Raw genomic sequence first — 13,157 nt, forward strand, 5'->3', positions numbered from 1 at the left:
TTCCCGTCCCAAGATAGGCGGTTCAGGCGCGTTTGCCACTCATCTGCGCGATATCGAGAAGGTCAAGCACCCGCGCCTCGATATCGGAGGCATTCAGCCGGGCCACGGCATACATGTCCTCGGGGCTCGCCTGATCTATGAAGATATCGGGCAGCACCATGGAGCGGAATTTGAAGCCCTTATCAAACACTTTAGCTTCGCTCAGGAAGTAACTGACATGGCTCGCAAATCCGCCAATTGCCCCTTCCTCGATGGTGATCAGCGCCTCGTGGTTTTCGACCAGATCGAGGATCAGCGCCTCGTCGAGCGGCTTGGCAAAGCGGGCATCGGCCACGGTCGGCGTGATCCCGCGCGCGCGCAGGGCCTCAGACGCCTCCATCACCTCCTTGAGGCGTGTGCCGAAGGACAGGATCGCGACGCGGGCCCCTTTCTGAATGATCCGCCCCTTGCCGATCTCCAGCGGCACGCCACGCTCGGGCATGGTGACACCCGACCCCTCGCCGCGCGGGTAACGAAAGGCAATCGGGCCCGCGTCATGGGCTGCCGCCGTGGCGACCATGTGGACAAGTTCGGCCTCGTCAGCGGCAGCCATCACGACAAATCCCGGCAGGTTGGCAAGGAAGGCCACATCGAAGGCGCCGGCATGGGTGGCCCCGTCCGCCCCCACCAGCCCGGCGCGGTCGATGGCAAAGCGCACCGGCAGCCGCTGAATGGCCACGTCATGCACCACCTGATCGTAACCGCGTTGCAGGAAGGTCGAATAGAGCGCGCAGAACGGCTTCATCCCCCCCGCTGCCAGCCCGGCGGAAAAGGTCACCGCGTGCTGTTCGGCGATGCCCACATCAAAACAGCGCGACGGGTAGCGTTCGGCAAAGAGATCAAGGCCGGTGCCATCCGGCATCGCCGCCGTGATCGCGCAGATCCTGTCATCGCGCGCCGCCTGATCGAGCAGCGCATTGGCGAACACCTTGGTGTAGCTTGGCGCGTTCGACGGGGCCTTTTTCTGCTCGCCGGTCACCAGATCGAACTTGGCCGTGGCATGGCCGCCATCGCGGGCGCGCTCGGCCGGCCCGTACCCCTTGCCCTTCTTGGTCAGCGCATGAATGAGGATCGGCCCCGTGGCCCGCGCCTTGACCGTGCGCAGCACCGGCAAAAGCTGATCCATGTCATGCCCGTCGATCGGGCCGACATAGGAAAACCCCAACTCCTCGAAGAGCGTGCCGCCCACGGTCATGCCCTTGAGCATGTCCTTGGCGCGCCGCGCGCCTTCCTGAAACGGCGGCGGCAGCAGCGAGATCGCCCCCTTGGCGGCAGCCTTGAATTCCTGAAACGGCTCGCCCGCGTAAAGCCGTGAGAGATAGGACGAGAGCGCGCCCACCGGCGGTGCGATGGACATTTCGTTGTCATTGAGGATAACGATCAGCCGCTTGCCGAGGTGGCCCGCGTTGTTCATCGCCTCAAACGCCATGCCCGCCGACATCGCCCCGTCACCGATAATTGCGATGGCGTCGCCATGCCCGGTGGGGCAGGCTCCGCCCAGATCGCGCGCCACGGCAAAGCCCAAGGCGGCACTGATCGAGGTGGAGCTATGCGCGGCGCCGAACGGGTCATAGGGCGACTCCGAGCGCTTGGTGAAGCCCGACAGCCCATCCTTTTGCCGGATGGTGCGCATACGGTCGCGCCGCCCGGTCAGGATCTTGTGCGGATAGCTTTGATGCGACACGTCCCAGATGATCTTGTCGCGCGGCGCGTCAAAGACATGATGCAGCGCCACGGTGAGTTCCACCACGCCCAGCCCGGCCCCCAGATGCCCGCCGGTTTCCGACACTGCCGCGATGGTCTCGGCGCGCAGCTCATGCGCCAGACGCTCCAACTGGCTGTCGCTCAGCCGCTTGAGATCGGCGGGGCTGTGCACCTGATCGAGGAGCGGTGTGGTCGGGCGGTCTGGCATAGGGCCCCTCCTTGGGGGAATTGGCTAGCTCTGGCGCGAGATAACGAAGCGGGCAAGATCCCGCAAGCTGTCAGCACGCGTCTCATACAAAGATAGAGCGTCACAGGCGATCTCAACAAGGGTGGCGGCACGGGTTTTCGCCGCCTCCAGCCCCATAAGCGAGACGAATGTGGCCTTGCCCGCCGCAGCATCCTTGCCCACGGCCTTGCCCACCTCAGCGGCATCACCGGTCACGTCGATCACGTCATCCTGGATCTGAAAGGCGAGGCCAAGCGCGCGGGCATAGGTCAGAAGCGGCGCGGGGTCAGCGCGGCCCATGCGGGCCCCCGCCGTGGCCGCCCATTCGATCAGCGCGCCGGTCTTGCCCTCCTGCAACGTGGTGATCTCGTCGAGCGTCAATGGTACATCGGTGCTCTCGGCGGCGATATCACGCGCCTGCCCCAACACCATGCCCTGCCCGCCCGCGGCCCGTGCGAGCGTATGGGTCAACTCGGCGCGCACCTCGGCGCTGAGGCCGGTCTGCGGATCGCTCACCATCTCGAACGCCAGCGAGTGCAGCGCGTCGCCCACCAGTATTGCCGTCGCCTCGTCCCACCGCACATGCACCGTCGGTTGCCCGCGCCGCAGATCGTCGTCATCCATCGCGGGCAGGTCGTCATGCACGAGGCTATAGGCGTGCAGCGCCTCGATCGCGCAGGCGGGCCAGAGCGCGGCCTCCGCGTCGACGCCATGCAAACGCGCGCTCTCCATCACCAGAAAGCCGCGAATGCGTTTGCCGCCGCGTGTGGCATAGCCCATGCCCTCGGTCACCGGACCGGGCGGAAAGGTGCCGAGCACCAGATCAAGCTGCGCCTGAATGGCACCAGCATCGGCGGCGAGCCTTTGCTGCATCGGCGTCAATCGCCCGAAACGGGATGCGTCCCGGTGGGTTGACCATCGCTGTCGAGGGTGATCGCGGCGACCTTTTCCTCGGCCTCCTTGAGCTTGGCCTCGCAGCGCTTCTTCAACTCTGCCCCGCGCTCGTAGAGCGTGATCGACTCGTCGAGCGCCACATCGCCACGCTCCAACCGCCCGACCACCTGTTCAAGCTCCTTCATTGCCTGTTCAAAGCTCATCTCGCTGACGGGGGTATCGGGCATGGAAGATCCTGTTGCTGAAGTTTTCCGCAGCACCATAGACCCGGCGCGCGAGGGGTGCAATTCGGTTGACGCCGTGCAGGGGCTGAGAAAGATTACCGACATGTCACCGCCCGCCTATCCGACCGCAAGCCGCGCGCCCGATCCCGAAGCATTGATGGCCGTGCAGGCGCGGCTGGATGAGGCGCGCGCTGTCGCACCTGCGCTGGAAGGGGCAGAGATCGACGAGGTGCTGCGCATCGTCCCCGGCAAGCGCGCGGTGCTGGCGGGGCACTGGCAGGGGCGGCCGGCGGTGTTTCGGATGGTGGAGCCGGCCGAGGCCGACTGGCAGGCCCGCGAATGGGCCGAGGCCATACGGATCTGGCCGCAGATGCAGGGCGCACGCTACCGCGTGGCCGAGCCGCTGGCGTATCTGCCCGAGGGGCGCATCATGGTGGTGGAACGCGTGGCGGGCGCCCCCCTGATGGAGCATCTGTGGTCACTTGAGCCGGAGGCGCGCGGGGTGCCGATGCAGCAGGCGGCCGCCTGGCTTCGGCGCTACACGGATGTCAGCGAAAGCTGGAGCGCCGCGCGGCCCGAGGGCTGGCTGGCGCGCGCCGAACGGGCGCGGGGCCAGCAGCCCTTCGCGCGGCTGCGCCAGATCGAGGCCGACATCGCCCGGCATCTGGCCCGTCTGGCAGCGCGGCAGCAGGGCGTTGAATGGCGGATGGCGATCTGCCACGGCGACTTTCACCCCAACAATCTCGTACTGCGGGGCGCGTGTCTCACCGGGATCGACCTGGGCGGATCGGCGCAGATGCCGGTCTGCAAGGATATCGCACGCTGTCTGGCGCATATGGGCCGGCGCGGCCTGTTATCCTCGGAGCGGCGGCATCTCGGGGTCGATGCGGCGGTGCTTGACCAATTTGCCGAAACCTTTGCCCTGACCGAGACCGAGCGCCGCTGCACCCTGCCCTTCTTCATCGGGATCGAGGCGCTGATCCGGGTCGAGAACCGAAACATGAAGCGCGGGCGCATCCGCCATGCGGAGGCGATGTACAGCGCCTTGAACGACGATCTGGCGGCGCTGCCGGGATGAGACGGGCGGGGGCGTTGCGCTCAATCGTGATCGGGTCGCGAAGAGGAAAGGTTTGCCTTCCCGCGCGCGGCTGGCCAAGACTGGTGTCACGCACCGGACAGGAGACCACATGCGGCCGATCCTGATCGCCTTTTGCCTCGCGCTGCTCTGCGCACCGGCGCTCGCCGCGCCGAGCGGCACCTTTCGCCACGCCCATAACGTGGGCTTCGGCGCGCAGTCGAGCCTCGATCCTGCCTCCAAGGGCCGGGTGCTCCAGATCATCGAGAAGATCCAGAGCCGGCTGGTGCGGCCCGGGCGCGGTGGCAAGCCCGCGCCCGATCTCGCCACAAGCTGGGCCCCCAACGAGGACGGCACGGTCTGGACCTTTCAGATTCGCGAGGGCGTGCGGTTTCATGATGGCAGCACGCTCGATGCCGATGACGTGGTCTATTCGATCTCCCGCGTGATCGATCCTGACTATGGCAGCCCGGCGCGCGCCGCGGTCAAGATGATCGAACATGTCGAGGCCACCGGCCCGCTGACCGTGCGGATGCGGCTTGAGTCGACCTTTGCAGATCTGCCGTTGCAATTGATGGACCCGCGCCTGCGCATCATCCCAGAAGGCTCGGGTGACATTGTGGACCGCACCGGCATCGGCACCGGCCCTTTCAAGGTCGAGAAATTCGACCCCGACGGGATCACCGTGCTGACCGCCTATGAGGACTACTGGGAAGGCCCACCCGCGCTTGCCCGGATCGAAGTGATCGGCGTGCCCGACGCGCAGGCGCGGCTTCAGGCGTTTCTCAGCGGTCAGTTGGACATGGAGCGCGGCATCGCTCCGGTGCTGCGCCGCGCGCTCGACAAATCCTTGCGTTATCAGTTGCTGGAAATCCCCACCGGCAACTGGATGGGGCTGGCCTTTCGCACCGATATCGAGCCGTTCGATGATCCGCGCGTGCGGCAGGCCCTGCGCCTCGTGGTGGATCGGGATGAAATGCTCGATCTCGCACTTGACGGCGGCGGCGTGATTTCCTGCGACACGCCGGTTGCGCCCAATGATCAGTACCGCGCCGAAATGCGCTGCCCGCCCGATCCCGACCGCGCGCGCGACCTGCTCGCGGAGGCCGGGCTGCACGACGGCATCGACGTGGATGTCTATGTCTCCTCGCTCGATCCAAGCTGGCCGGTGATCGGCGTCACCTATCAGGAGCAGGCCGCCGAGGCCGGGATCCGGGTCAATGTCGTCAATGCCGCCGCCGATGGCTACTGGTCAACGGTGTGGATGAAGAAACCGGCCTTCACCACCAGCTGGGGCGAGCGCCCCGCCGATCAGGCGCTGAACGAGGCGTTCCATTCTTCGGCCAAGTGGAATGAGACCCATTATTCCAACCCCGAATTCGACCGGTTGCTGGAATCAGCCCGCGCCGAGCTCAATTTCGCCAAGCGGCGCGCGCTCTACGTCAAGGCGCAGGACTATCTTGCCATGACCTCGGGCACGCTGATCCCGTTCCACGTCACGCAGCTGGTGGTGTTGTCGAACCGGGTCACGCATTTCGACCCGGTGCCCAATGACGCGCTGCGCTGGCATCTGGTCGCGGTGGTGGAGTGAACGCCGCTACCAGCGCCCCGTCATCGCCCGCAGCATGAGGCCGAGCCTGCTGCGCGCCGGGGCCGGCTCGAGCGTGCCTTCGGCGACCGATGCCGGGCGACGCATCGCCGCGCGCAGGACCGGCCCCGTCTCCCACAACGGAAAAAGGGCCGGGGCCGCCGCGGACGACACGCGCACGCGCCCCGCCCGCGCCCGCGCCAGCCGCCGCAAGCCTTCGGCAGCGAGGTCCCGCACCGCCTCGGGGCGTCCGTCGGGCAAGGGCTTGCGCCCCGCCGCCTCCAGTGCGGGGATGGCGCGGAACCAGTTGGCAAGGCCAAGCGCAAAGCCTGCGTCGCGCAGCACCTCGTCGTCTGCGGGGCCAAGCGCCCGCGTCGCCGCGCGGATCAGGTTGCCCGATGTGGCCTCGATATAGCGAATAAAATCTGCCTCGTCCTCGAACGGCGCGCGCTCGATATCCCACCGCCGCGCCTCGATCAGGTCAATCAGCAACGCGGCCCCTTCCGCATCCAGCACCCGCGCCAGCCTACTGACCACCTCGTGCAGCCGCACCGCATCGCCCGCGCGGATCTCCTCCAGCGCCTCGACCCACCATTGCAGCCGCATCTCGGCGATCATCGGCTCGGACGTGACCCAGGGCGCGCGCGCCACCTCGACATTGAAGGCATAGAGCGGAAATAGCACCACGCGCGCCGCGACCGGCGCCGCCATCGCCGCCTGAAACCGCGCGGGATCGGCGCGGCGCACCAGATCGGCACAGGCGGTCAGATCGGCGTCGAACGCAACGCTCACACCGCCCCCTCATGCACCAGCTTCCAGTTGATCGCATCGAGCAGCGCCTCGAAGCTGGCATCGACGATATTGGGGCTGACCCCCACCGTCGACCAGCGTCGCCCGGCGCTGTCCTGACTGTCGATGATGACCCGCGTCACCGCCTCGGTGCCGCCTTGGGTGATGCGCACCTTGAAATCCACCAGATGCATGTCGGCGATCTGCTCCTGATAGGGGCCGAGATCCTTGGCCAGTGCCCGCGCCAGCGCGTTGACCGGGCCACGGTCATGGCCCTCGGCATCCATCGACTCGGAGACCGACAGCTTCTTCACACCATCCACCTTGACCACCACCATCGCCTCCGACAGGCTCACCATGCGGTCATACTTGTTCTTGCGCCGCTCCACCGTGACCTTGTAGCGCTTGACCTCGAAGAATTGCGGCATCTGCCCCAGTTCCTTGCGGGCGAGGATCTCGAAGCTCGCCTGCGCGCTGTCATAGGTATAGCCCTGATCCTCGCGCTCCTTGATGACCTCCAAGAGCCGCGCCAGCCGCGCATCGCCCGGTGCCACCTCGATCCCCGCCTCCGCCAGACGGCGGCGCAGGTTCGATTGCCCGGCCTGATTGGACATCGGGATGATGCGCGCATTGCCCACGGTCTCGGGGTCGATATGCTCGTAGGTGCTTGGGTCCTTCAGGATCGCGCTCGCGTGCAGCCCTGCCTTGTGGGCAAAGGCGGAGGCGCCGACATAGGCTGCCTGCCTCAGCGGCACGCGGTTGAGGATTTCATCCAACTGCCGACTCACCGCCGTGAGGCTTTTCAGCGCCTCGCGGCTCACCCCGAACTCGTAGGCCTCGGCATAGGGCGGCTTCAGCATCAGCGTCGGAATGAGCGTGGTCAGGTTGGCATTGCCACAGCGCTCGCCCAGCCCGTTCAATGTGCCCTGCACCTGCCGCGCGCCCGCATCGACGGCGGCGAGGCTCCCTGCCACGGCATTTTCCGTGTCGTCATGGGTGTGGATGCCCAGACGGTCGCCGGGGATGCCCGCCGCGATGACCTCGCCCACAATGCGCCCGATCTCGGTGGGCAGGGTGCCGCCATTGGTATCGCACAGCACGACCCACCGCGCGCCCCCCTCATAGGCCGCGCGCAGGCACTCCAGCGCGTATTCGGGATTGGCACAGTAGCCGTCAAAGAAATGCTCGGCATCGAACAGCGCCTCGCGCCCCTGCCCGACCAGATGCGCAACCGATCTGGCGATGTTCTCGACATTCTCGTCGAGCGTGATGCCAAGGGCCTGAGTGACGTGGAAATCATGGGTCTTGCCGACGAGGCAGACGGCCTTGGTCCCGGCATTCATCACCGCTGCCAGAACGTCATCGTTCTCCGCCGAGCGCCCGGCGCGCTTGGTCATGCCGAAGGCGGTCAGCGTCGCGCGGGTCTGCGGTACGGCGTCGAAAAAGGCGCTGTCGGTGGGGTTCGCGCCGGGCCAGCCACCCTCGATATAGTCCACGCCCAGCCGGTCGAGCGCCTCCGCGATCTGGATTTTCTCGGGCGTGGAAAAGCTGACGCCCTGGGTCTGCTGCCCGTCGCGCAGGGTGGTGTCGTAGAGGTAAAGGCGTTCCTTAGCCATTCTGCGTCCCCGTCTCGGCACGTCCCCCGCGCGGAATCAAGGTGCCGTAGACACCGCCGCGCAGCGCCCGACCGCCCCCAGGGCGGGCGCTTCTGCAACGCTTGCCTGCTGCTCCGGCATCGGATGTGACTGAACCATAAAGTGCCCCACTCACAACGCGGCAGCGCCCACCCGCGTTCGGGCACTGCGCGGCGGCGGCAATGCCCTTTTTTGCTGCCAGGGTCATTCCCACAAATCCTCTTCTATCAACCCCTGCAGCTTGGCGGGGTTGAAGTCTGACTCGACCTTGTAAGTTATACCTCCGTCAGGATCGTCGGTAATTGACACGCCAGCTTCTTTTAGACCGTCTCGAATTTTGTCTGCGGTATCAAAGTCCTTTTTTGATCTGGCTTCGGCCCTTATTTGTATCAAATCTTCAATCAAAGGTTTGTTTTCTTCGCTAATTGACAACCTTTCGAACGCTTTCAGTGAACTTTCATCAGCCTTGAGATCGAATCCAAGAAATCCAAGGCCGGCTTTCAAGTCCGAGTATCTTCCCTGTTTTGAAAGTGTACGAAGCGCCGTAATACAGCCGTGCGTATTTAGGTCATTGCATAGAGGCTCAACTATCTCATCTGGTACGTTTTTGCTTGGTTCCATTTCAGTTGTCTGGAGTGCCCAACCAAACAACTCGCTTTCCGCCTCACGCGCCTTCTCCGCCGTCCAGTCCATCGGCTTGCGGTAATGCGTGCTCAGGAACACGAACCGGATCACCTCCCCCGGTATCCCCTGATCCAGCAAATCCCGCACCGTAAAGAAATTGCCCAAGGATTTGGACATCTTCTTGCCCTCGACCTGCAGCATCTCGTTATGCAGCCAGACCTTCGCAAACTCCCCGTCGGGATGGGCGCAGCAGCTTTGGGCGATCTCGTTCTCGTGGTGCGGGAACATCAAATCGTTGCCGCCGCCGTGGATGTCGAAACTCTCGCCCAGCAATTCATATGCCATCGCCGAGCATTCGATATGCCAGCCCGGACGGCCCCGCCCCCAAGGGCTCTCCCATCCCGGCTGCCCCTCATCCGACGGCTTCCACAAAACGAAATCCATTGGATTGCGTTTATACGGCGCGACCTCGACCCGCGCGCCCGCGATCATGTCATCGACCGTGCGCCCCGACAGCTTACCATAGCCCTCACGCCACGAGTCCACGGCGAAGAGCACATGGCCCTCGGCGGCGTAGGCGTGCCCCTTGGCGATCAACCGCTCGATCATCGCCACCATCTGCGGGATATATTGCGTGGCGCGCGGCATGTGGTTGGGCTCCAAAGCGCCCAGTTCCGCCATGTCATCCAGAAACCATTGCGTCGTCTCGGCCGTGATCTCGCCAATCGCGCGCCCGCTCTCCGCCGCCCGTGCGTTGATCTTGTCGTCCACATCCGTAAAATTGCGCACATAGGTCACGTGCTCCGGCCCATAGACATGCCGCAGCAGCCGGTAGAGCACGTCGAACACCACCACGGGCCGCGCATTGCCCAGATGCGCCCGGTCATAGACCGTCGGCCCACAGACATACATCCGCACATTCTCGGGATCGAGAGGCGCGAACACCTCTTTTTTGCGGGTGCGGGTGTTGTGCAGCTTGATCGTGGTCATCTTCGCCTCTTGCGCCTGTCCTGCGCGGGCTTAGCAACTTCGCGCCGCGTTGAAAACACGCAAAAGCCGCGCCGGTCAGCCGCGCAGCGCGGGCAGACAGACGCGCCGCCCGCTTTCCGTCATCTCCACCGCGACCGGCAGGCCATAGACCCGGCTCAGCGCGGCACCGCTCAGCACCGTCTCGGCAGCGCCACTGCCGATGATCCGCCCCGCGCTCATCAGCACCACATCGGCGCCGAGCGCGAAGGCCTGATCGGGATCATGCGTCGACAGGATCACGCCCTGCCCGGCCTCAGCCGCCAGCCCCGCGATCTGCGCCAGAACCTGCGCCTGATTGCCGAAATCGAGGCTCGCGGTCGGCTCGTCCATCACGATGAGCGGGGCCGCCTGCGCCAGCGCCCGCGCGATCAGCACCAACTGCCGCTGCCCGCCCGAGAGGCGCGAATAGTCGCGCGCCGCCAGATCACCGATCCCCAGCCGGTCGAGCGCCGCCTGCGCCGCCGCCCGGTCCGCCGCGCCGGGCTGCGCGAAGGTCCCCAGCCGCGCGGTGCGCCCCATCATCACCACCTCCAGCGTCTCGAACGGAAAGGGCGGCGCATGGGCCTGCGGCACATAGGCGATGCGCCGCGCGATCTCGGCCCGCCTCAGCCGGGTGATCGGCGCACCGCCCAGCAGCACCTCGCCCGAAAGCGGCGGCAAGAGGCCCAGAAGCGTGCGGAAAAGCGTGGTTTTGCCGCAGCCGTTCGGCCCCAGCAGGCACGTCACCCGGCCCGGTGTCACGGCAAGGCCCAAACCGCGGCCCACCACCTCGCGCCCGTAGCCGATGGAGAGGTCCCGCGCCTCGAGCCTCATGACCAGCCGCGCCGCCCGCGCGCCAGCAGCCAGACGAAGAACGGCGCGCCGATCACCGCCGTGAGGATGCCCAAGGGCACCTCGATGGCCGCGATGCTGCGCGCGGCGGTGTCCACCACCAGCAGATAGCCCGCCCCGATCAGCACCGAGGTGGGCAGCAGACGCCCGAACCCCGGCCCCACCAGCATCCGCGCGATATGCGGGATGACGAGGCCGACCCAGCCCACAACGCCAGCCAGCGCCGTCACGCTCGCCGTGATCAGCGTCGCCGCCGCGATCACCAGAAACCGTGTGCGCCCCGCCTCGACGCCCAGCGCGCGCGCCTCTTCATCGCCCAGCGACAGCACGTTGATCCGCCAGCGCAACAGCACCAGCGGCACAAGGCCAAGGGCCACGGCGGGCAGAGCGGGCAGAATATCCGCCGAGGTCACCGAGGCGAGCGAACCCAGCAGCCAGAAGGTGATCGCGGGCAATTGGTCATAAGGATCGGCCAGCACCTTCAGAAGCGAGGTCGCCGCCCCGGCCAATGCGCCCACGACCACGCCAATCAGCACCAGCGTCAGCGTGCGGTCGGTGTTGCGCACCAGCCCCGCCACAAGCGTGACGACCCCCACCGCCGCCATGCCGCCCGCAAAGGCCGCGCCCTGTATCGCCGCCACCGGCAGTGACAGGAAGATACCCGCCACGGCCCCCAGCCCGGCCCCGGCAGAGACCCCGAGGATGTCCGGCGACACCAGCGGATTGCGGAAAAGCGCCTGATAGCTTGCCCCCGCCGCCGCCAATGCGGCCCCCACCAGGAGCGCCGCGCCGATCCGCGGCAGGCGGATGTTCCACACCACGATCTGCGCCTGCGCCTCGCCACGCCCCATGAGCGCCGTCAGCACCTCTCCCGGCGAGAGGCCATAGGGGCCGATCATGAGGGCTGCGAAGCACAGCGCCAGCACCCCGGCGCAAAGGCCCGTGGTCAGGCTCCACGCCAGCGGCGGCATGGTCATTCGGGCGGTCGTCCCTCGGCCCATTCCAGCAGCCTCTCCAGCGCCAGCTCGTCAAGGCGCACGTGGTAATATAGCTCGTAAAAGGCCCGCGTCTCGGCGCGCAGATCGCCCTGCCAGCGGTCGGGGTAAAGCAGCCCCGCCATCCACATGAGCCCCATCATCCGGTTGAGCGAGGGCGGCCGGTCGATCCAGCCGAAAGGGGCCGTGGGGGCAAGATGCACGCGCCCCTCGCGCACCGCCTCGATGCCCTGCCAGAGCGGATCGTCGAACACCGCACCAAAAAAATTGCGATCCCATGTCACGATGATTTCCGGGTTGGCGACGATCAGCTGCTCCACCCCGGCCCGGACAAGGCCGCGCGTGGCGCCCCCGTCATCGGCCACGTTGCGCCCGCCCGCGCGCTCGATGATCTCGGTGTTGATCGAGCCTTTCATGCCGGTCTCCAGCCCCTCGGGGCCACGTGCGAGATAGACGCGCGGGCGGGCCTCCTCGGGCACCTCCGTGAGGATCGCGTCGATCCGGGCAAAGACACTCTCGACATGGGCGGCCAGACGCTCCGCCCGCTCGGGCACGCCGAGGATATCGCCCAGAAGGCGCAGCGCGGCGGGCGTGTTCTCGAACCGCCCGTCGATCAGCACATAGGGAATGCCGGTCTGCGCCTGCGTGCGATCCGCAAGATCGGCATATGTGCCCCGCACCGAGCCGAAATCGAGGATGAGATCGGGCGCGATCTGCAACACCCGCTCCAGATTGGCCTCGCCGCCGCGCCCCGTCAGCCGCCCGGTTTCGGGCAGGTCGCGCCAGGGCGCGGCCAGATAGGGCCGTTCATACTCATGCGGCGCGCGCGGCCAGCCGGTCATCGCCTCGGGCTTGAGGATATAGAGCAGGATCGCGGCGGGCGGACCGGCGGCAAAGACCCGCTCGACCCGCTCGGGCACCGTGACCACGCGGCCCGCGCTGTCGGTCACCTCGCGCGCTGCCACCGGTCCCGTTATCATCATTAAAATAAATAATATCAATCGCATGCGATCCACCCCTCATCCATCGGCCGGGTTCGGCGGGGCCTTGGGGGTGAATTCGCAGCGGTCAGGCTTGATGTCGATCAGCGGCGTGCCGTTGAGACAATCGAGCCCGCGCACCACCAGCGCCCCCGGCTCCACCGTCAGCAGCCGCACCTGCGAGGTGCCAATGGGGTTGGGCCGCTGCGGCGAGCGCAGGGCGAAGGTGCCGAAATAACGGGTGCCATCGCCCTTGGGGTTCTGCCGCACCAGATCGCGGCGCGACCGATCCAGCCAATAGAGGATTTCCAGATGCGCATAGGCCCCGATCCCCTCCAGGGCGGCGTGCCAGGGTTCGAAAACCTCGATCCGGCAGTCGGGGCCATCGAGACGGCCCTGTCGCGGGCAATCCTCGCGCCGCGTCCAGGGGGTGCGGATGCGACCGATGAAATAGAGCTGCGCGTCGCTGTCATCCGGCAACTCGGTGAGCCGCTCGCCTGCGCGTAACCGTGCCTCCATGCCCTG

At 66.4% G+C, this 13,157-nt stretch carries 12 protein-coding genes; 2 read left to right on the top strand and 10 right to left on the bottom strand.

The genetic code is table 11. The features are described from left to right. Positions 1 to 22 precede the first annotated feature (22 nt). Genes dxs through ACSSV4_RS07865 form a run of 3 tightly spaced genes read right to left on the bottom strand, consistent with a single transcriptional unit; the run spans position 23 to position 3,090 of the window. Positions 23 to 1,951, bottom strand: coding sequence for a 1-deoxy-D-xylulose-5-phosphate synthase (gene dxs, locus ACSSV4_RS07855; RefSeq protein WP_454274486.1), 1,929 nt, complete (start codon positions 1,949 to 1,951; stop codon positions 23 to 25). 24 nt (positions 1,952 to 1,975) lie between these two features. After that, positions 1,976 to 2,842, bottom strand: coding sequence for a polyprenyl synthetase family protein (locus ACSSV4_RS07860; RefSeq protein WP_454274487.1), 867 nt, complete (start codon positions 2,840 to 2,842; stop codon positions 1,976 to 1,978). A 5-nt stretch (positions 2,843 to 2,847) separates the two neighbouring features. Beyond that, a complete protein-coding gene (locus ACSSV4_RS07865; protein ID WP_454274488.1) occupies positions 2,848 to 3,090 on the bottom strand; it encodes an exodeoxyribonuclease VII small subunit in 243 nt (80 codons plus the stop codon). Here ACSSV4_RS07865 and ACSSV4_RS07870 point away from each other — a divergent pair. Continuing rightward, entirely contained in the window at positions 3,089 to 4,165 is a 1,077-nt protein-coding gene (locus ACSSV4_RS07870; protein WP_454274489.1) for a phosphotransferase, read from the top strand. The genes ACSSV4_RS07865 and ACSSV4_RS07870 overlap by 2 nt on opposite strands. 109 nt (positions 4,166 to 4,274) lie before the next feature. Further along, complete coding sequence (locus tag ACSSV4_RS07875) at positions 4,275 to 5,753, top strand: ABC transporter substrate-binding protein (RefSeq protein ID WP_454274490.1); 1,479 nt, start codon at positions 4,275 to 4,277, stop codon at positions 5,751 to 5,753. A gap of 6 nt (positions 5,754 to 5,759) precedes the next feature. On the opposite strand, the gene ACSSV4_RS07880 is transcribed toward ACSSV4_RS07875, so the two are convergent. From ACSSV4_RS07880 to tsaA, 7 genes are all read right to left on the bottom strand, one after another. Next, positions 5,760 to 6,542, bottom strand: a complete 783-nt coding sequence (locus tag ACSSV4_RS07880; RefSeq protein WP_454274491.1) for a squalene/phytoene synthase family protein — start codon at positions 6,540 to 6,542, stop codon at positions 5,760 to 5,762. Further along, positions 6,539 to 8,155: a citramalate synthase gene (gene cimA, locus ACSSV4_RS07885; protein ID WP_454274492.1), complete on the bottom strand. Its 1,617-nt coding sequence runs from the start codon at positions 8,153 to 8,155 to the stop codon at positions 6,539 to 6,541. Before cimA ends, ACSSV4_RS07880 begins: the two co-directional genes overlap by 4 nt. Before the next feature lie 222 nt (positions 8,156 to 8,377). Continuing rightward, positions 8,378 to 9,787 (bottom strand): cysteine--tRNA ligase, encoded by a 1,410-nt coding sequence (gene cysS / locus ACSSV4_RS07890; protein ID WP_454274493.1) that lies wholly within the window; start codon positions 9,785 to 9,787, stop codon positions 8,378 to 8,380. Positions 9,788 to 9,862: 75 nt separating this feature from the next. Then, the gene (locus tag ACSSV4_RS07895; protein ID WP_454274494.1) at positions 9,863 to 10,639 is read right to left on the bottom strand and encodes an ABC transporter ATP-binding protein; all 777 of its coding nucleotides are present in this window, start codon (positions 10,637 to 10,639) and stop codon (positions 9,863 to 9,865) included. After that, on the bottom strand, positions 10,636 to 11,634 hold the full coding sequence (locus tag ACSSV4_RS07900) for a FecCD family ABC transporter permease (RefSeq protein ID WP_454274495.1): 999 nt from the start codon (positions 11,632 to 11,634) through the stop codon (positions 10,636 to 10,638). The genes ACSSV4_RS07895 and ACSSV4_RS07900 overlap by 4 nt, the downstream gene beginning before the upstream one ends. Beyond that, positions 11,631 to 12,632, bottom strand: coding sequence for an iron ABC transporter substrate-binding protein (locus ACSSV4_RS07905; RefSeq protein WP_454274496.1), 1,002 nt, complete (start codon positions 12,630 to 12,632; stop codon positions 11,631 to 11,633). The genes ACSSV4_RS07900 and ACSSV4_RS07905 overlap by 4 nt, the downstream gene beginning before the upstream one ends. Before the next feature lie 39 nt (positions 12,633 to 12,671). Further along, a complete protein-coding gene (gene tsaA, locus ACSSV4_RS07910) occupies positions 12,672 to 13,151 on the bottom strand; it encodes a tRNA (N6-threonylcarbamoyladenosine(37)-N6)-methyltransferase TrmO (RefSeq protein WP_454274497.1) in 480 nt (159 codons plus the stop codon). Positions 13,152 to 13,157: the final 6 nt, after the last annotated feature.

It is taken from the genome of Roseovarius sp. MBR-154, from assembly GCF_053628595.1.

What these genes read in the sequence shown, in the direction of transcription:
- ACSSV4_RS07905 (WP_454274496.1), bottom strand. Translation starts at nt 12,632, where the DNA reads ATGATAACGGGACCGGTGGCAGCGCGCGAGGTGACCGACAGCGCGGGC.
- ACSSV4_RS07865 (WP_454274488.1), bottom strand. Translation starts at nt 3,090, where the DNA reads ATGCCCGATACCCCCGTCAGCGAGATGAGCTTTGAACAGGCAATGAAG.
- cysS (WP_454274493.1), bottom strand. Translation starts at nt 9,787, where the DNA reads ATGACCACGATCAAGCTGCACAACACCCGCACCCGCAAAAAAGAGGTG.
- ACSSV4_RS07900 (WP_454274495.1), bottom strand. Translation starts at nt 11,634, where the DNA reads ATGACCATGCCGCCGCTGGCGTGGAGCCTGACCACGGGCCTTTGCGCC.
- dxs (WP_454274486.1), bottom strand. Translation starts at nt 1,951, where the DNA reads ATGCCAGACCGCCCGACCACACCGCTCCTCGATCAGGTGCACAGCCCC.
- ACSSV4_RS07870 (WP_454274489.1), top strand. Translation starts at nt 3,089, where the DNA reads ATGGAAGATCCTGTTGCTGAAGTTTTCCGCAGCACCATAGACCCGGCG.
- ACSSV4_RS07895 (WP_454274494.1), bottom strand. Translation starts at nt 10,639, where the DNA reads ATGAGGCTCGAGGCGCGGGACCTCTCCATCGGCTACGGGCGCGAGGTG.
- cimA (WP_454274492.1), bottom strand. Translation starts at nt 8,155, where the DNA reads ATGGCTAAGGAACGCCTTTACCTCTACGACACCACCCTGCGCGACGGG.
- ACSSV4_RS07875 (WP_454274490.1), top strand. Translation starts at nt 4,275, where the DNA reads ATGCGGCCGATCCTGATCGCCTTTTGCCTCGCGCTGCTCTGCGCACCG.
- ACSSV4_RS07860 (WP_454274487.1), bottom strand. Translation starts at nt 2,842, where the DNA reads ATGCAGCAAAGGCTCGCCGCCGATGCTGGTGCCATTCAGGCGCAGCTT.
- tsaA (WP_454274497.1), bottom strand. Translation starts at nt 13,151, where the DNA reads ATGGAGGCACGGTTACGCGCAGGCGAGCGGCTCACCGAGTTGCCGGAT.